The organism is Duganella sp. CF517 (genome assembly GCF_900110275.1).
In the GTDB taxonomy this organism is placed as follows: Bacteria; Pseudomonadota; Gammaproteobacteria; order Burkholderiales; family Burkholderiaceae_D; genus Rugamonas.
Map to the genome: position 1 here is coordinate 439,582 of NZ_FODC01000003.1, position 18,487 is coordinate 458,068.

General features: G+C 66.1%; 13 protein-coding genes and 1 riboswitch. Of the genes, 7 read left to right on the plus strand and 6 right to left on the minus strand.

Translation table 11 applies throughout. From position 1 onward, the window contains the following. The first annotated feature begins 1 nt into the window (after position 1). The 4 genes from BMX85_RS13600 to BMX85_RS13615 are packed head-to-tail and all read left to right on the plus strand — an operon-like array spanning position 2 to position 4,948. Positions 2-1,525, plus strand: coding sequence for a sugar ABC transporter ATP-binding protein (locus tag BMX85_RS13600; RefSeq protein WP_090318711.1), 1,524 nt, complete (start codon positions 2-4; stop codon positions 1,523-1,525). Beyond that, positions 1,522-2,523: an ABC transporter permease gene (locus tag BMX85_RS13605; protein WP_090318713.1), complete on the plus strand. Its 1,002-nt coding sequence runs from the start codon at positions 1,522-1,524 to the stop codon at positions 2,521-2,523. The genes BMX85_RS13600 and BMX85_RS13605 overlap by 4 nt, the downstream gene beginning before the upstream one ends. Before the next feature lie 14 nt (positions 2,524-2,537). Then, complete coding sequence (locus tag BMX85_RS13610; protein WP_090320028.1) at positions 2,538-3,557, plus strand: ABC transporter permease; 1,020 nt, start codon at positions 2,538-2,540, stop codon at positions 3,555-3,557. Next, complete coding sequence (locus BMX85_RS13615; RefSeq protein ID WP_090318716.1) at positions 3,554-4,948, plus strand: FGGY-family carbohydrate kinase; 1,395 nt, start codon at positions 3,554-3,556, stop codon at positions 4,946-4,948. The genes BMX85_RS13610 and BMX85_RS13615 overlap by 4 nt, the downstream gene beginning before the upstream one ends. A 32-nt stretch (positions 4,949-4,980) precedes the next feature. Here the strand turns inward: BMX85_RS13615 and BMX85_RS13620 are convergent, their stop codons facing one another. Further along, positions 4,981-5,961 carry a glycoside hydrolase family 43 protein gene (locus BMX85_RS13620; protein WP_229210443.1) on the minus strand — a complete coding sequence of 327 codons (981 nt, stop codon included), beginning with the start codon at positions 5,959-5,961 and terminating at the stop codon, positions 4,981-4,983. A 53-nt stretch (positions 5,962-6,014) separates the two neighbouring features. Next, entirely contained in the window at positions 6,015-9,191 is a 3,177-nt protein-coding gene (locus tag BMX85_RS13625; protein WP_229210444.1) for a TonB-dependent receptor, read from the minus strand. A gap of 182 nt (positions 9,192-9,373) precedes the next feature. Here BMX85_RS13625 and BMX85_RS13630 point away from each other — a divergent pair, with 182 nt between their 5' ends. Together BMX85_RS13630 and BMX85_RS13635 are read left to right on the plus strand one after the other, a co-directional pair. Continuing rightward, complete coding sequence (locus BMX85_RS13630) at positions 9,374-11,047, plus strand: FAD-dependent oxidoreductase (RefSeq protein WP_090318725.1); 1,674 nt, start codon at positions 9,374-9,376, stop codon at positions 11,045-11,047. 82 nt (positions 11,048-11,129) lie between these two features. Further along, entirely contained in the window at positions 11,130-13,352 is a 2,223-nt protein-coding gene (locus BMX85_RS13635) for a patatin-like phospholipase family protein (RefSeq protein WP_090318727.1), read from the plus strand. A 16-nt stretch (positions 13,353-13,368) separates the two neighbouring features. Here the strand turns inward: BMX85_RS13635 and fabI are convergent, their stop codons facing one another. The 4 genes from fabI to BMX85_RS13655 all read right to left on the minus strand — a co-directional run bounded on the left by fabI (position 13,369) and on the right by BMX85_RS13655 (position 17,631). Next, positions 13,369-14,145, minus strand: a complete 777-nt coding sequence (gene fabI / locus BMX85_RS13640; protein ID WP_090318729.1) for an enoyl-ACP reductase FabI — start codon at positions 14,143-14,145, stop codon at positions 13,369-13,371. Then, positions 14,142-15,335, minus strand: a complete 1,194-nt coding sequence (locus BMX85_RS13645) for an acetate/propionate family kinase (RefSeq protein ID WP_090318732.1) — start codon at positions 15,333-15,335, stop codon at positions 14,142-14,144. The genes fabI and BMX85_RS13645 overlap by 4 nt, the downstream gene beginning before the upstream one ends. Positions 15,336-15,339: 4 nt before the next feature. Continuing rightward, positions 15,340-16,299 carry a phosphate acetyltransferase gene (locus BMX85_RS13650; protein WP_090318735.1) on the minus strand — a complete coding sequence of 320 codons (960 nt, stop codon included), beginning with the start codon at positions 16,297-16,299 and terminating at the stop codon, positions 15,340-15,342. A 105-nt stretch (positions 16,300-16,404) separates the two neighbouring features. Then, a complete protein-coding gene (locus tag BMX85_RS13655; RefSeq protein WP_177196748.1) occupies positions 16,405-17,631 on the minus strand; it encodes a S8 family peptidase in 1,227 nt (408 codons plus the stop codon). A 49-nt stretch (positions 17,632-17,680) separates the two neighbouring features. Further along, positions 17,681-17,769, minus strand: a riboswitch (cyclic di-GMP riboswitch). A gap of 259 nt (positions 17,770-18,028) precedes the next feature. On the opposite strand from BMX85_RS13655, the gene BMX85_RS30480 reads away from it, so the two are divergent. Beyond that, positions 18,029-18,478, plus strand: a complete 450-nt coding sequence (locus BMX85_RS30480; protein WP_177196749.1) for a hypothetical protein — start codon at positions 18,029-18,031, stop codon at positions 18,476-18,478. Positions 18,479-18,487 lie beyond the last annotated feature (9 nt).

Here is an 18,487-nt window from a genome sequence, read left to right on the forward strand (position 1 = left end):
CATGGATAACAATACAACCCCGGTGCTGCAACTGACCGGGATCTGCAAGCGCTTCGCAGGCATCGTCGCGTTGAACGACGTGTCGTTGTCGGTGCGCGCGGGTGAAGTCATGGCGCTGATCGGAGAGAATGGCGCCGGCAAATCGACATTGGTCAAAACCCTGACCGGTATCTACCGTCCCGACGAAGGCATGATCGAACTTGCCGGCCAACCGATCAGGTTCGCCAACGCGCAGGACGCCATGCGCGCGGGTGTCACGGCGGTGCATCAGGAAACGGTGATGTTCGACGAGCTGACCGTGGCCGAGAACATCTATGTCGGCCGCCAGCCGTGCAAGGGCGCGACCGGCCGCATCGACTGGAGCAAAATCGAGGCCAAGGCGGAGAAGCTGTTCGCGCGGCTGGAGGTTAGCCTGCCGGTGCGCGCCCGCGTCAAGGATTTGAGCGTGGCGCAGCGCCACTTCGTCGAAATCGCGCGCGCGCTGTCGCAGGATGCGCGGGTGGTGATTTTGGACGAGCCGACGGCGTCGCTGTCGCAACGCGAGATCCACGAGCTGTATCGCATCATCGGCCAGCTGCGCGCGGCCGGCACGGCGATCATCTTCATCACGCATAAATTCGACGAGATCTTTGCCGTGGCCGACCGCTACACGGTGCTGCGCGACGGCCAGTTCATCGCCGAGGGAGCGATCGCCGACGTCACCGAGCAGGATCTGGTGGCGCTGATGGTGGGTCGCACCGTCAAGCAAGCCTACCCGAAAGCCGATGTCACACCCGGCGAGGTGCTGCTGGAGGTGAAGAACCTGTGCCACCCGACCGAATTCGACGACGTCAGCTTTTCCTTGCGGCGTGGGGAAATCCTCGGCTTCTATGGTCTGGTCGGCGCCGGTCGCTCGGAAGTCATGCACGCGATATTTGGATTGAGCAGCGCCGCGCGCGGAACCGTCAGGCTCGATGGCAAGGAAATTTGCGTATCCTGCGCGTCCGACGCCATCAAGCACGGTATCGCCTATGTGCCGGAGGACCGTCAGCACCAGGGCGCGCACCTGTCGCTGCCCATCATGCAAAACATCACGCTGCCGATCCTGTCCAGGGTCGGCTTTTTCCTGCGCGGACGCCGGGCGCAGGAAACCGCGATCGCGCGCCACTATGCCGAGCAGCTGGAATTGAAGGCGGCGCATCTGACGCAGAACGTCTCCGAACTCTCCGGCGGCAATCAGCAGAAGGTCGTGCTGGGCAAATGGCTGGCGACCAATCCCAAAGTGATCATCCTGGACGAGCCGACCAAGGGCATCGACATCGGTTCCAAGGCCGCCGTCCACCGGTTCATCGGTGAGTTGGTGAGCAAGGGGCTGTCCGTGATCCTGGTCTCGTCCGAGCTGCCCGAGGTCATGGGCCTGGCCGACCGCATCGTCGTCATGCACCAGGGCCGGATCGAGCACACCTACAACCGAGCGGACGCCACGCCGGAAAACATCGTCGCGGCGGCCTCCGGCTGCGCGCTGCCAGTGGAGGAATGCGTATGAAGGCGTTGCTGAAAATGCGCGAAGTCCAGCTTGCGCTGTGCACCGTCGCACTGATTATATTGGTCGGCACGCGGGCGCCGGTGTTCGTCACCGGTTCGAGCCTGGCCAACCTGCTCACCGACAGTACCTTGCTGATCATGCTGGCGTTGACGCAGATGCTGGTCATCGTCACGCGTGGCGTCGATCTGTCGGTCGCCTCCAGCCTGGCGCTGGCGGGCATGATGTCGGCGCTACTGGCGTCGCGCTTTCCGGAACTGCCGCTGCCGCTGGTGATGCTGGCGGCGGTGGCGATCGGCCTGCTGCTTGGTTTGATCAACGGCTACCTGATCGGCTATCTCGATCTGGCGCCCATCGTCGTCACGCTCGGCACAATGAGCGTTTATCGAGGACTGGTGTTCGTGCTGTCCGGCGGCGCGTGGGTGTCGTCGCACCAGATGCCGGCCGACTTCATCGCCTTTCCTCTGGCGCGCCTGTTCGGCGTCACGCACCTGGTGTGGATCGCCGCGCTTGCCGTGCTGGCGGCGTGGTATGTCGCAAAGCACAGCCGCTTCGGCCGCGACCTGTACGCCATCGGCAACGAACCGTTCTCCGCGCGCTACGTCGGCATTCCGATCGCCGGCCGCTTGATGTGGACCTACGGCCTGTCCGGCGCCATGGCCGGCTTGTGCGGCTACCTGTGGGTGGCGCGCTACGCGGTGGCCTACACCGAGATCGCCTACGGCTTTGAATTCACCGTCATCGCCGCCTGCGTCATCGGCGGCATCAGCATCGCCGGCGGCAGCGGCAGCGTGGCCGGCGCGGTGCTCGGCGGCTTGTTCCTGGCCGTGATCGGCAACGCGCTGCCGGTGGTGAAGGTGTCGCCGTTCTGGCAAAGCGCGCTGACCGGCGTGGTGATCCTGACGGCGGTGCTGATCAACGCCCGTGGCGGCAGGCCGATCGGCCGGCAAATCCTGCCGCTGCACCTGAATAAATCCAACGCAACCGGGAGCGCTGCGTGAATACGAGTACCGTGATGTCCAACTCCGCCGAAGCGCCTGAAAAGCCCAGCTCCTCCCGCTACATCATCGCGGACCGTCCGGGTTTCCGCCTGGGCGCGCTGCTGGGCCGTTGGGAAAGCCTGCTTGCGCTGCTGCTGGTGGCGGCCTTCGCCGCCAACGCCATCCTGCTGCCGCACTTCCTCGACTTGTACAACCTGGCCGACGGCACCTTCAACTTCAGCGAAAAGGCGCTGATCGCGCTGCCCATGGCGTTGCTGATCATCTGCCGCGAGATCGACATTTCGGTGTCCGGCATCCTCGCGCTGTCGTCGGTCGCGATCGGCCTCGCCCACACCAACGGCGTCGCGCCGGAGCTGCTGCTGCCGGTCGCGCTGGCCACGGGCGCGGCCTGCGGATGGCTCAATGGCATCATGATCACGCGCTACCGCCTGCCGTCGATCGTCGTCACCATCGGCACCGTCTCGCTGTTCCGCGGCCTGGCCAGCGTGGTGCTGGGCGATAAGGCCTTCACCGGCTATCCGCAGGTGATGGCCGATTGGGGCCAGGGCTACTTCTTCGGCTTCATCCCACGCGAATTCGTCATCCTGCTGCTGTTCGCCGGGTTGTTCGCGTTCGTGCTGCACGCGACCACGTGGGGACGCCGCATCTACGCCATCGGTAACAACCCGGTCGCCGCGCGCTTCTCGGGCATCGCTGTCGACCGCTATCGCCTGGTGCTGTTCATGCTGACCGGCGCCATGGCCGGACTTGCGGCCTACCTGCTGACGGGGCGCATCGGCAGCACGCGGCCGAACATCGCCATGGGCTGGGAGCTGGAAGTGATCACGATGGTGATCCTGGGCGGCGTCAGCATCGCCGGCGGCGCCGGCACCATCGGCGGCGTAATGCTGGCGGTTCTGACACTGGGCACCGTCACCTACGGCCTGTCGCTGGCCAATGTCCCTGGCATCTACATGACCATCGTCGTCGGTATCCTGCTGCTGGCGACCATCGCCCTGCCCCGGCTTTTGCGCGGCCGGAAGACCGCCAAATGACCTCGCCGACCGAAGCCACCATCGTCCTCGATATCGGCAAAACCAACGTCAAGCTGGTGCTGATCGATGCCAACTGCGCGGTCGTGGCGGAGCGCCGCAGTCCGAATACGGTACGCGATCGGGCGCCTTACCCGCACCACGACACGGAGCGCATCTGGAACTGGATGCTCGAAGGGCTGCGGCAGTTCTCGGCGCTGGCGCATGTCGGCGCCATCGTCAGCGTGACGCACGGCGCCACGGCGGCGCTGGTCGACGACGAGGGACTGGTGCTGCCGGTGCTCGACTACGAGTTCGAGATGCCGGCCGGGCAAGGAGCGCACTACGCCGGCCAGCGGCCGCCCTACTCCGCGACTTACTCGCCACAGCTGCCGGCGGGACTCAATCTCGGCAGGCAGCTGGCGTGGCAGGCGCAGGCCTTTCCCGCCGAGTTCCGCCGCGCGCGCCATATCCTCATGTATCCGCAATATTGGGCTTGGCGTTTGAGCGGCATCGCGGCCAGCGAAGTGACTTCGCTGGGCTGCCACACGGACCTGTGGCAACCGGCACGCCAGCAGTATTCATCGCTGGTCGAGCGCATGGGATGGAACGGCATGTTCCCGCCGCTGCAGCCGGCGTGGGCGCCGCTTGGGTTGCTGAAGGTGGAGCTGGCGCGGCTAACGGGCTTGCCGCCCGAGTGCAAGGTCTTGTGCGGTATCCACGACAGCAACGCATCGCTGCTGCGCCATTTTGCGCGTGCGGATGGCGGAAAAGGCGATACGCCGGCGGTGCTATCCACCGGAACATGGGTGATCGCCGCCGCGCCGGGCAAGCCGCTGGCGGGGTTGCGCGAGGAGGCCGACATGCTCGCCAACAGCAATGCGTTTGGCCAGGCGGTGGCGTGCATCCGCTTCATGGGTGGGCGGGAGTTCGGCGAGTTGGCGGGGGTGGAGCCGCAGGTTTGCGGCGTCGAGGATTTACGCTTGCTGGTCGCGCGCGGGACGATGGCGCTGCCCTGCTACTCGCAGGCCGGCGGTCCGTTCGCCGGGCGGGCCGGGGCGATCGTCGGGATCGCGCCGCAGGACAACAGGCAGCGTTACGCGCTCGCCACGCTGTATTGTGTTTTGATGAGCGATTACTGTCTGGAGCAGTTGGGGGCCGACGGCGCGGTGGTGGTCGAGGGTAGCTACACGGGCAATCCGTGGTTCGCGCCGTTGCTGGCGGCACTGCGTCCGCGGCAGCAGATCAGCAGCACGGACGATGCCAGCGGCACCGCGTGCGGCGGCTGGATGCTGCACCATTGGGGCAACGCGCCGGCGGTGCGCGCCGCAACGGCGGCGCCGCTGGCGATAGACGGCTGGGATGAATACAGACAGCGCTGGTTGTCGCTCGTGGAGGCACATAGGGCGGATTAGCGCGCGTAATTTGGCCATGCGAGCCTCTTCGGTCAATCACGCACCGGCTGCCCGAAATCCGGCGTGCCGTCGGCGTTCCAGCGCAGTACTTGCGCGCGCGTGTGGCGGTTTTGGTCCTTCAGCGGATCGCCGACGATGTCGCGATAATTGCGCGCGTGGTAGACCAGTATGTCCGTCTTGCCGTCCGGAGTGGTCGTGAACCAGTTGTGCCCCGGCCCATATTGTCCATTCGGCTCGCTGCTGACAAACACCGGCTTCGACGATTTGCTCCACGTGGAAGACTTCAGCAAATCCCCTCGCGCCGGCGCCGTCAACAAGCCCAAAGCGTAATTGGCATCCGTCGCGCTGGCCGAATAGCTGACAAAGACCCTGCCATTCTTCACCAGCGCCGCCGGCGCCTCGTTGACCGCGTGCTTGACCTTCTCCCAGTCGTACTCCGGCTTCGTCAGCATCACCGCGGGCCCCTTGATCGACGAAGGCGTATCCATGGCGGCGATGTAGATATTGGTGGCGTGCGTGGTCGATTCCGGGGCGACCTGCGTCCATAGCAGATACCGCCTGCCTTCCAGCGCGAAGGTGGTGGCGTCCAGCGAGAACGACTCCCAACCCGTCTTGAGCTGCCCCAGTTCCTTCCATTCACCTTCCAGCGGATTCGGCGAGCAGTTTTCCAGCACGTAGAGACGAATCTCCCAGATCTTGTCGGAGCTGCCGGCGGTGAAGTAAATGTACCATTTGCCGTCGATGTGATGCATCTCCGGCGCCCAGATGTGCGCGCCCATGATGCCGCTGGCATGCTTGCGCCAAACCACCTTGGCCTCGGCCGTCCCCAGGTCGTTGAGCGATTTGGCGCGCCGCAGTTCGATGCGGTCGTACTCCGGCACCGTCGCAGTGAAGTAGTAATAGCCGTCGCTGTGCAGCGAGACCTGGGGGTCGGCCCGCTGTTTGACCAGCGGGTTGTTGAATACCGGTTCCGCCGCCGATGCGGCAAGCGCAAACGAAAAAACAGCGGCCATGCAGGCCGCCGTTTTCAGTCCGCGCGCAATGAACGCCTGCGCCATGGATGCCCTTAGTTTTTAAACGATACACTCACGAAGTAACGCCGCCCGGACCATGCCAATTCGTTCACGCGGAACGTATCGCCGGCGTCGGTGGTCTGCGCCTGGTCCGTCAGGTTCTTGCCTTCGATCGAGAAGGTGATGTTGTCATTGTAGCGATATTGGAACTTGGCGTCGAGGAAGCCGGTCTTCTCCTGGAAGTTCGGATTGCCCGAGACGTCGTTGCTGCCGGTGTAGAAGCGGTCGCGGTAGTTGTAGGCCAGACGGGCGTTGACCTTGCCCAGGTCATACCACAGCGCCAGGTTGTAGCTGTTTTTCGACAGCCCGGCATACGGCAGCACCGTGCCGTCCAGGATGTTCAGGCGCTCGGTCCCCGCCGCATACTTGTACGTCATGCGGGTGTAATTGGCGTCGCCGCCGAAGCCACCCAGCCAGCCAGGCAGGAAGGTGAAGGCGGTGCGCGCCGTCAGTTCGATACCCTTGGTGGTGGCGCCCTTGCCGTTGATCGCCTGCGTGACGTCGAACCGTTCACCGTTCTTGAACAGGTCGACGCCTTTGACGATCTGCTTCTCCAGGATGTAGCTGTCGATATCCTTCTTGAACAAGCCAACGCTCACCTGGCTGTCGGCGCTTGGATAATACTCGAAGCTCAAATCCGTGTTCCTGGCGCGGAATGGCTTGAGATCCGGATTGCCGGCCGTGCAATCGTCGTCGCCGTCGCCGCCGAACACCGCCAGGCCGCTGTTACGGATGCAGCGGGCATTGGGCACCAGCAGGTCGACGCTCGGGCGCGACATCACCTTGGACAGGCCGAATCGCACCATGAACTTGTCCGGCACCACCCAGCCCATGACGTTCAGGCTAGGCAGGTAGTCGTGGTAGGTATTTTCGACCGACGCGATGCTGGTGCCGAACAGGTAGTCCGAATAGCCGCTTCCGCTGCTTGGGTTGGCCATGCGCACGCCGTACGTCTGCGAGCCGGTGGACTTGTCGCGCGTGCCGGTATAGCGCACGCCGACGTTACCCCAAATCTGGTGCTCATACAGTTCGGTATCGAAGTCGACGCGCATATAGGCCGACTTGATGCGCTCTTCGACCCGGTAGACCGGCACTTGCGGGTGCATGGCGCCATCGGTGCCCAAGCCATTGTAAATGGCATCGAAGTTGAATTGGGAGGGATTGAAAAATTGCGCCGCTTGGCTATACACCGGCGCAAGCCAATCGCTCGGGATGTTGTTGACCTTATCGTAGCCGGCGAAGAACGTGCCCGGCGAGCGACCGCGCACCGCGTCGACCAGCTGCGCCATCTGGGCGGCGCTGAGATAGCCGCTCGAGGCGGCCGGGCTGATGGGACTGACCGCATCCGGCGCGCGAATCACGCCGGTCTTGTTGTTCGGATCATAGGTGAGGGTCTGGTTGGCGTTGGCCCCGCCGACGTTGATGTCATCCGCCGTGCTGACAAGGTCCGCGCCGCTACTGAGCTTATACGGGTCGCCTTTGTACTGCTGCGCCGATGCCTTGCGCGCCTGGACGCCGAACCAGACCTTGCTGAAGAAAGGCGTCGACAGCCGGTACTTGAAATCGAGCTTGGCCTGGTCTTCGTCGTTCTTCGTTTCGTAGGGCCGGTACTGCAGCTCGGCGCGCACATAGGAACTGCTGTCGTCCGGCGAGTACCCTTGCGGGAAGGTGAAGTGCGGCGTGCCCTGTTTGTCGAGCGAGACCTTCAGGCCTGGCGCGTTCTGGGTCAACACGATGCTGTTGGTCTCGTTGTGGTAGTTCGAGCGCGAGGTGCCGCCCAAGCCCTCGACCTCCAACGGTCCGTTCTTGTAGGTGAAGCCGGTGCTGACGTAGCGCGAATCGATCTTCAGGTCGAAGTCGCGCGCCGAGGTGCTGAAGGCGCCCTGGGCGCCGACGCCCGCCACGTAGTTGCAGTTGCCGACGGTGTAGTCGGTGACATAGTGGTTGGTGACGGTCATCCCCGCCGGCGTGGAGGTGGTCGGCGCGGCGACGCAGCTTCCCCCGGTGGGCACGCCGGCGGCGCTGTAGATTGGCGCGACGCCGGCGTTGGCGAGGCGGGTGACCGCGCCGAACTCGGTGCCGAAATTGCGATCGTTGAGGCGCTGGTCCTGCTTGTTACCCTGGTAGCTCACATAGGCTTTCAGGTCGTTGCTGAATTTGTACTGCGCCGTCAGCTCCGCCGACGAGCGTTTGTGGTCGCGGGTCCAGATGCCGTAGCGCGGCACGCCCGGCGAATAGTCGTACCATTGCGAGCTGCAAGCGGCGCGCTGCCCGGGCGCCAACGCCGAACAGCCGGAGGGGTCCGAAATACCGGCCGCCGCCGGATCTAGCGAGGTGACGGTCTTTTCGGGCGAAAAGTCCCAGTCGCGCAGGAAGCGCCAGCTGGTGTTGCGCGTGTAGTCGTTGCGGGTGCGGACGTCGTCGTAGACCACGTTGGCCATCACCCCGAGGCGGCCGTCGAGGAACTGGTCGGCGATCAGCAGGCTGGCGCGCGGCTGCACGCCGCCACGGCTCGACGCCTGTTCGCCCGAGAGCGTGCCGGCCATCGTGAACTTCTTGAAGTCGAGCGGCTTGCGCGTGGTGATCACCACCGTGCCGCCAACGCCACCCTCGGTCAGGTCGGCAGTGCTGCCCTTGTACACGTCGATCGAGGAAATCAGCTCCGAGGCCAGCTCGCGCAGCTCGGCGCCGCGGCCGGCGCCGCCATTGGTGCCCAGCACCGACATGCCGTTGACCTCGACCCGGTTCAGATTGGGCTCGACGCCGCGGATGGAAATCTGCGAACCCTCGCCGAAATCGCGCGTGAGCTGGACGCCGGTGATGCGCGACAGCGCCTCGCCGACGTTTTTGTCCGGGAACTGGTTGATGTCCTCGGCCACCAGCGAATCGGAGACGGTGGAGTTGCGGATCTTGCGGTCGATCGCCGACGCCACCGATTTGCGGGTGCCGACCACGGTGACGACGGCCGGCGCGGCGTCGTCCGTCGCGCGCGGCACGCTGGCCGGCCGGGGGCTGGACGCCGCCTCGGTCGATTGCGCCATCGCGGCGTGACTGGCCAGGAAGGAGGCGACCGCCGACGCCACGGCCGCTACGATGACACGCTGGGTGTAGCGGGTGCGGCTGCCGGCCTGCTTCGGATGCTTACCAGTCCTGTTCATTGCTATGTTCATTTTTGTCTCCCGTCTTCTCGGCCGGGTGTCCGGCCGGTGTTTTATGATCAGCTTGTGAGCGCATTCTAGTAGTCGCTTGCGCATAAAAATCATCGCCCGCTCAAAGAATCACAATGATGATCACCAACCGCTCTCCCTTTAGAATCTGGCGCTGCAGCATTTAACCGCGCTACACTGTGACCATGACGACCTACGACACCTTCAAATCCCGCACCGGCCAGGCGCTCCCCACACTCGAAGCGTCCGAAATCCGGCGCGTCGAACGATTCGGCGCGCGCGCCTGCTACCGTGACGGCGAGATGCTGGTCGAGGCGGGCCGCAGCATCTTCGGCATGATCGTTCTGCTCAGCGGGAAAATCCGCGTCAGCCGCTATGACGGACTGGGAAACACCTCGGTGATCACCGAACATCTGCCGGGCGAATTCGCCGGCGAAATGAGCCAGATCTCCAACGCGCCGTCGCTGGTCAACTGTCACGCGATCGGCGCCGTCGAAGTGCTGATACTGACCCCGCAATCGCTGCGCGCGCTGCTGGTGGCGGAAGCGGAGCTGGGCGAGAAAATCGTGCGCGCCTTCATATTGCGGCGCGTCGAACTAATGGAAAACGGCGCCAGCGGCGTGGTGCTGATTGCAACACCGGGCCATCCGCGCGTGCACGCGCTGCAGGGCTGGTTGAACAGCAATGGACTTCCCAACATGGTGCTCGACCCGCAGGCCGACGAGCAGGCGCGCGCGCTGTGCGAACGTTATCGTCCGCTGCCCGGCGACATGCCGCTGGTGGTGTGCCCCGACGGCAGCGTGCGGAAAAATCCGTCGACGGTGGAACTTGGGCGCTGTCTGGGCACGCTGCCGGAACTGAACTCCAACCAGGTGTGGGACGTGATCGTGGTCGGCGCCGGGCCGGCCGGGCTGGCGACGGCCGTATACGCGGCCTCGGAGGGTTTGTCGGTGCTGGCGCTGGAAACGCGCGCCTATGGCGGCCAGGCGGCGGCCAGCGCCCGCATCGAGAACTACCTGGGATTCCCGACCGGGATCTCGGGCCGCGCGCTGGCCGGCCGCGCCTACGTGCAGTCGCGCAAATTCGGCGTGGAGATGGCGATCCCCGCGCCGGCCGGGCGCCTGGTGTGCGACAACTACCCGCTGGAGGTGGAGATGTGCGGCAGCCTGCAAAGGCTGCAAGCGCGCACGGTGGTGCTGTCGTGCGGGGCGCGCTATCGGCGCCCTTCCCTGGCCAACCTGACCCAGTTCGAGGGCAAGGGCGTGTATTACTGGGCCTCGCCGCTGGAGGCCAAACTGTGCGCCAGCGAGGAGGTAATGCTGGTCGGAGGCGGCAATTCGGCCGGCCAGGCGGCGGTCTTCCTGTCCGGCTTCGCGTCCAGGGTACATCTGGTGATCCGCAGGGACAGCCTGGCATCGACGATGTCGAGCTATCTGATCGAACGTATCGAAGCGACGCCGAACATCGTGCTGCACACGCATTCCGAAATCGTCGCGCTGGAAGGCTCCAGCGAGGACGGATTGCGGCAGGTGCGCGTGCGCGACAACCGCGATGAAGTGGAAACCGACTACGACGTGCGGCGCCTGTTCCTGTTCATCGGCGCCGATCCGAACACCGGCTGGCTGGGCGACTGCGGCGTGGAGGTGGACGCCAAGGGCTTCATCCTGACCGGCTACGACGCCCCGGGCGGCACGCCCGAGCGCCGCCAGGCCAGCCTGGAGACCAGCGTGCCCGGCGTGTTCGCGATCGGCGACGTGCGCGCCAACTCGACCAAGCGGGTGGCCGCCGCCGTCGGCGAAGGCGCCGCCGTGGTATCGCAGATACACGCGTTCCTGGCGCGGCGCGGGCTGGCTGTCTGACCCGCTGATGGCGACCCGCGCATAGCGCGGACGGCTGGCGCGATTGGTTGTTTTACAAACAACACCGTGCTACAGTCAAGCCATGCGAAAAATCACCGCGCTGCTATGCTGTTTTGGCCTTCTGCTCCAAACCGCCCACGCGCAGACGCGGGCGCGGGACGCGGCACCCGCCGCGCAACCATCCCCCCGCCCCAGGGTGGCGCTGGTGCTGTCCGGCGGCGGCGCGCGCGGCGGCGCGCACCTCGGCGTGCTCAAAGTCCTCGAGGATTTGCGGATTCCGGTCGATATGATCGTCGGCACAAGCGCCGGCGCCATCGTCGGCGGCGCCTACGCCAGCGGCATGCCGCTGGCCGATATCGAACGCGAAATGCAGACCCTCAGCACCGCCAACCTGTTTCACGACGTCGCCCGGCGCGACCTGTCGATCGCGCGCAAGGCGGATAACGCCGGCGCCTACGTCGGGCCGGAGATCGGCGTCGGCCACGGCGGCGTGGCGCTACCCAAAGGCGCCGTGGCCGGGGTGGCGCTCGAAGCGGTGCTGCGGCGGCTGACCGCGCGCCAGACGGCCAACAACTTCGATCACTTCCCGATTCCGTTCCGCGCCATCGCCACCGATGTCAGCGACGGCCAGATGATCGTGCTGGCCGACGGCAACCTGGCGCAGGCGGTACGCGCCAGCATGGCGATACCGGCGGCGATCAACCCGGTGGAGATCGACGGCAGGCTGCTGGTCGACGGCGGCATCGCGCGCAACCTGCCGGTGGACGTGGCGCGCGCCATGGGCGCCGATGTGGTCATCGCGGTCAACATCGGCACGCCGCTGCTGCGGCGCGACGAGATCACGTCGGTGCTGTCGATGTCGGACCAGATGACGCGCATGCTGACCAACACCAACGTCCAGGTGTCGCTGCGCGAGCTCAATGACAAGGATGTGCTGATCACGCCCGACCTGTCGGCGATCCAGGCGGCCAGCTTCGACATGCTCAAGGAGGCCGAGGCCCAGGGGCTGGAAGCGGCCCGCGCGTCGACGCCCGAACTGCGACGCTACGCGATCGGCGCCGACGACTATGCGCTGCTGGCGCGCCATCGCAGCGGCGAGCCGCCGCCCAAGGGCGTGCTGCTCAAGGAGGTCCGTATCGCCGGCACGCAGCGCGTGCCCGCCGAGGCGCTGCGCGGCACGATGGAATCCCAGCCCGGCCAGTTGTTCGATCCGGCCGTCGCCGAGCGCGACATGCGCCGCCTGTACGGGCGCGGCGACTTCGAACACGTTGGCTATGCGGTCACGCCGCTGCACGACGGCAGCCACGTGATGACCACCACCGTCACTGAAAAATCGTGGGGCCCGCAGTACCTGCGGCTAGGACTGGGCGTGTCGACCGACTTCGAAGGCGATTCCTTCTTCTCGCTGCGGGCGTCGCACCGCTGGACCTGGCTCAATTCACTCGGCGCGGAGTGGCGCAACGAGATCGAGATCGGCCACACCGACCGGCTGGGCACCGAATGGCGCCAGCCCCTGACGCCGGCGCAACGCCTGTTCGCCACCGTCTATCTGGCGGCGGAGCGCACCCCGCTCGACGTGTACACCAAAGGCGACCGGCTGGCGCGCTACCGGCGCGAGTCGGTCGCCGCCGGCACCGACATCGGCGTGCCGCTGGCGGAATGGGGCGAAGCCAGGATCGGCTACTCGCGCGGCCACGCACGGCTTCTGAGCGACACCAGCCTGCTACCCACCCTGCTCTATCCCAGCGCACGCACCGCCGCCATCCAGGCGCGCCTGCGCGCCGACACGCTGGACAACCTGGCCTTCCCCCGCTCCGGATTCGAGGCCGACGTGCAGGTGTACTCGTCGCGTACGGGCCTCGGCGCCAGCTCCAGCTACGACAAGCTGTCGTTCTCGGCGCGCACCGCCGTCGCCACCGGGCCGCACTCGCTGCAGGGCGGCCTGGAAATCCAGCGCAAGATGGGCGGCAAGCCGCTGCCCGATCATGAACTGATCCCGTTCGGCGGCTTCCTCAAGCTATCCGGCTACCGCACCGGCGAACTGCTGGGCAACAGCCTGCACTTCGGGCGGCTGGTCTACAACTACCGCATCTCGCGTCCCGGCCTGCTGGACGGCGCCTACATCGGCCTGTCGGCGGAGCTGGGACGGATGGGCGACACGCTCGATTCGGTCGACGGCGTGCAGAACGTGCGCAGCAACGCGCTGTACGTCGCCATCGACACGCCGCTCGGGCCGATCTATCTCGGCGCCGGCCGCGCCACCCGCAACAAGACCGCGCTGTATCTGTTGATCGGAAAACCCTAGCCGATACGCTCGGCCTTCAACCGACGATATTCAGGCCGCCATCGACATACACGGTGCTGCCGGTGAGCCGGTGCGCGTAAGGCGTGGCCAGGAACGCGCAGGTGGCGCCGACATCGTCGATGTCGACCAACTCGCCCAGCGGCGCCCGTTCCACCGCCTCGTTCAGCAGCCGGTCGAAGTCCTTCAGGCCCGACGCCGCGCGCGTTTTCAGCGGCCCCGGCGAGATCGCGTGCACCCGGATGCCGCGCGGCCCCAGTTCATAGGCCAGATAGCGGCAGGACGCCTCCAGCGCCGCCTTCACCGGTCCCATGACGTTATAGTTGGGCACGACCTTGTTGGCGCCGTGATAGCTCATCGCGAACATGGCGCCGCCGTCCGTCATCAGCGGCACCGCCAATTTCGCCATCCGCACGAACGAGTGGCACGAAACGTCCATCGCCTGGAGAAAACCCTCGACCGAACAATCGAGCAAGCCGCCCTGCAAATCCGCCTTCGGCGCGAACGCGATCGAGTGGACCAGGATATCGAGCTTGCCCTGCCCGGCCAGGGTCGCGAACAACGCTTCGAGTTCGCCCGGCCGGGTCACGTCCAACGGCAGCAGCTGCGCGTCGATCTGCGCCGCCAGCGGCGCCACGTGCGGCAGCGCCTTGTCGTTCAGATAGGTGAGCACCACGTCGGCGCCCGCCCTGCGGAACGCCAGCGCGCAGCCCCAGGCGATCGAATGCTCGTTCGCCACGCCGACCACCAGGGCGCGCTTGCCGGCCAAAATGGGAAAAACGGTTTGCGTGTTCATGCTTCCTCCAGCATCGCCAGGGTGTGGCGGGCGATCATCAGTTCCTCGTTGGCCGGGACCACCCACACCGCCACCTTGCTGCCGGCGGCGCTGATGCGGGCCACGCCGCGTGGATTGGCGTCGTTGGCCGCCGGGTCCAGTTCCACGCCCAGCCAGGCGGCGTCGCGGCAGACGGCGGCGCGCAGCGCGACGCTGTTCTCGCCGATGCCACCCGAGAACACCAGCGCATCGAGTCCTCCCAGCGCGGCGGCCAGCGAACCGAGTTCGCGGCCGATGCGGTAGACCATCAACGAAATGGCGGCCCCGGCGCGCGGATCGCCGCTGGCCTCCAGCGTGCGCATGTCGGCCGAGATGCCCGATACGCCCAGCAGGCCGGATTCCTGATACAGCAGCTTCTGGACCGCCGCCACGTCCATGCCCAGCTCCTCGATCAGATACAACACCACGCCGGGATCGAGGTCGCCGCAACGGGTGCCCATCGGCAGGCCGTCGACGGCGGTGAAGCCCATCGTGCTGGCGACGCTGCGCCCGGCCGACATGGCGCACATGCTGGCGCCGTTGCCCAGGTGCGCGGCGACCACCTTCGCCCCGGACAGGCCGGGGTCCGCCTGCGGCAGGCGGCTGGCGATATATTCGTAGGACAAGCCGTGGAAGCCGTACCGGCGGATGCCGAGATCCGTGATCCTGGCCGGCAGCGCGAACGCCTGCGCCTGCGCCGGCTGGCCGACATGGAAGGCGGTATCGAAGCAGCCCACCTGTGTCACCTCGGGCGCCAGCGCCATCATCGAGCGCACCGGCGCCAGGTTGTGCGGCAGGTGCAGCGGCGCCAGCGGAACCAGCTTGTCCAGCTGCGCCACCACGGTTTGGTCCAGCACCTGCGGTCCGCTATAGGCGACGCCGCCGTGCACGATGCGATGCCCGACGGCGGCCACCCGCCTGCCATCGAGATGCGTCTGCGCGAAGTCGATCAGGAAGCGCATGCCGGCCGCGTGATCGAGCGGCGCATCCGGCCAGCTTTGCTCGCCGACCGTCACGCCCTGCGCATCCTGCGCGACGAAGCGCGTGGCGCCCGCATTCAGGTTCTCGATCTTGCCGCGCAGCGCCGGTTGCAGCGTTGGGCCGTCGAACAGCGAGAACTTGATGCTGGACGAACCGGCGTTGATGACGACGATGGAATCATTGGGCGCCATCCGATCAGGCTCCGGTCGCGGCGACGATCGACGCCTTGCTGTGCACCAGCAGCACGGCCACCGCGCACGAGGCCAGGCGCGCCTCGACCGAATCGGCGCGGCTGGTCAGGATCACCGGAACGCGCGCGCCGAGCACGATGCCGGCCGCGCCGGCGCCGGCCATGAAGGTCAGGCTCTTGGCCAGCATGTTGCCCGCCTCCAGGTCCGGCGCGATCAGCACATTGGCCTGCCCGGCGACCGGCGACACCAGGTTCTTGATCGCCGCCGCCTCCGGATCGATGGCGTTGTCCATCGCCAGCGGGCCGTCGAGTATCGCGCCGGTGATCTGGCCGCGGTCGGCCATCTTGCACAGCGCCGCCGCGTCGATGGTGGACGGCATTTTGGCGCTCACCGTCTCGACGGCGGCCAGGATCGCCACCTTGACCGGATCGAATTTGAGCACCAGCGCCAGGTCGATCGCGTTTTGCACGATGTCGACCTTCTCGCTCAGCCCCGGATTGATGTTGACGGCGGCGTCGGTGATGATCAGCGGCTCGCTGCGTCCCGGCACATCCATGATGAAGCAGTGGCTCAGGCGCCGCGCGGTGCGCAGGCCGGTGTCGGCGGCCACCACGGCGCCCATCAGTTCATCGGTGTGCAGGCTGCCTTTCATCAGCGCCTGCGCCTTGCCCTCGCGCACCAGCTCCACCGCGCGCGCGGCCGAGGCGTGGCTGTGCGGGGTATCGATCAACGTCAGCGCGGAGATATCGAACTTGCCCGCGTCGGCGGCCTGGCGGATGCGCGCCTCCGGCCCCACCAGGATCGGCTTGATCAACCCCATCTCGGCCGCATCCAGCGCCGCCTCCAGCGCGTTGCGGTCGCAGGGATGGGCCACCGCCACCGTCACCGGCCCGGCGTTGCGGGCGGCGGCGATCAGGCGGTCGTAGTTGGGGTGCGTGGATTGCTGCGCGGTCGATGCATTCATTGGGGCTCCTGTGGGATGACCCGGCAAATGATAGCAACCCATGCAAATAATGCAACCTCCGATTTGTGCGGTGCGGCATGCGGCGCGCTGCGTGCGGAACCGCGGTCACTGAAGCAGCAGCGTCGTGGCGCTGTCGGTGCCGGTGTAAAGCAGCAGGTTCGGCGAGCCCGTGCCCGCGCTCCACACCTTGTTGGGCGTGGCGCGCGCCTTGAGCAATTGAACCACCTGGCCCGGGGTCAACGCTGGTTGGCTCTGAAGCAACAAGGCGACACTGCCCGCCACGTGCGGCGACGCCATCGACGTGCCACTCATCGTCCTGACGGCCGTATCGCTGGAAATGCCCGCCGATGTGATCGACGACCCCGGAGCGAAAATGTCCAGGCAGCGCCCCCGGTTGGAGTAGGAGGCGCGCGCATCGTTGCTGGCGGTGGCGCCGACCGTGATGGCCGACGGCTCGCGGGCCGGCGACGTGTAGCAGGCATCCGCGTTGGAATTGCCCGCCGCGACCGCCACGCTGATGCCGCGCGACACGACGTTGGCCACGGCCCTGTCCAGCGTGTATGACGTGCCGCCGCCGAGCGACATGTTGACCACGGCGGGTCGTACGCCATTGGCGGCCACCCAGTCCAGGCCGGCCAGCACGCCGCTCATGCTGCCGGAACCATCGCAGGCCAGTACCCGCACCGGAACGATGCTCGCCGCTTTCGCGATGCCGTACGTCGCGCCGGCCGCCGTGCCGGCAACGTGGGTGCCGTGGCCGTGGCAATCGTTGCTGCCGTTGCCATCGGCAATCGCGGTGTAGCCGGGGCGCACGCGGCCGCCGAAATCGGCATGGGAGGCGCGCACGCCAGTGTCGAGCACATAGATTTGCACGCCCTGGCCGGTGGCCGAATAACCGTACGCGCCGTTGAGCGGCAACGAGCGCTGGTCGGACCGGTCCAGGCCCCAGGTCGCGCCGGTTTGCGTGCTCTGCGTGTGCGTCACGATCATGTCGGGCTCGATCGATTGCACCAGCGGATGGCGGCGTATCGCTTCCAGGTAGTGGGCGCTCGACTTGGTCGGCAACGTCACCGCGAAGCCCTGGACGGCGTGTTCGTAGACAAAGTCGGGACGGCTGCCGGAACCGTTGGCCAGCGACTCGGCGTGCTGCTTGACGGCGCCCGCGCCCGGCTTGAAGACGACGATGTAGCGGGTACGTTCGGATTGCCGGGACAGTTCGGCGGGCTGGGCCACCGCCGGCGAGCTCGACGCGACGCCGAGCAGCGCAACCGTCAACATGGCGGACAGGATGACAAATGTGCGGCGCGCAATAGCGCCTTGCTTCTGCAACATGGTTTGGCCTCTTCAGATTGATAGAGGCCGGCAAGGAATGTAGTCCTTGAACGGTAGCCCAGCCGCCATGGCGCGGAGTGCGCTGCAGGCCTGAAGCTTTGCGTCCCGAGGCTTTCGCCTGGTTTGCCCTCTGGTTTCAATGAGAGCGAGGTTACCACGAAGACCTACGCCGACAACGGTGGAAAGGATGCGAACAGCCGGATATCCGCAGTCTGTGGCCCGCACACAACTAGCTCATCTGTAGCGGACGGGCGCCCGTTGCGCACCATTTTTAACGTCGGCTTGGCTTGCCACAAACCCACAGGAATTATCAGTTATATATTGAGACTCATACATGTGAACTAAGCGGCCGAGCCCTGTCTAACAGGTACCAAAACCTACAACCAACGGAGTCATCATGACATCGCCCCATTCATTCTGGACCTGGTCGCCGCAGTTCTACTTCCCCTGGAGCGGCGGCGTCATGCAGCAGATCGACCCCGATCTGACCTGGTTCTCCCAATGGATCACCCCGGGCGCCGGCAACGCGGCGATCGAACAGAAGGCGTTCACCGGCGTCGCCTCGTACGGCAAACAGCTGGGGTTGATCACCGACGTGTTGCTGGCCATCGTCGACCAGGCGGCGCCGACCGCCGAGCCCAAGGCGGTCGAGGAATTGCGGCGCATCCGCAGCCGCATCGAAATGCTCAAGGCCGTCGAGTACACCCTGGCGAACGATCAGATCATCGCCCAGGTGAACAAGATCCGGGAGCGCGGCGGCGCGGAGCTGCACGAACTCAGCGCGCAGCTATTGCCGCTGCTGACGGACACGCGGCAACAACAAGCCTTGCGGAATCTGGCCGGCTAAGCGGGCGTC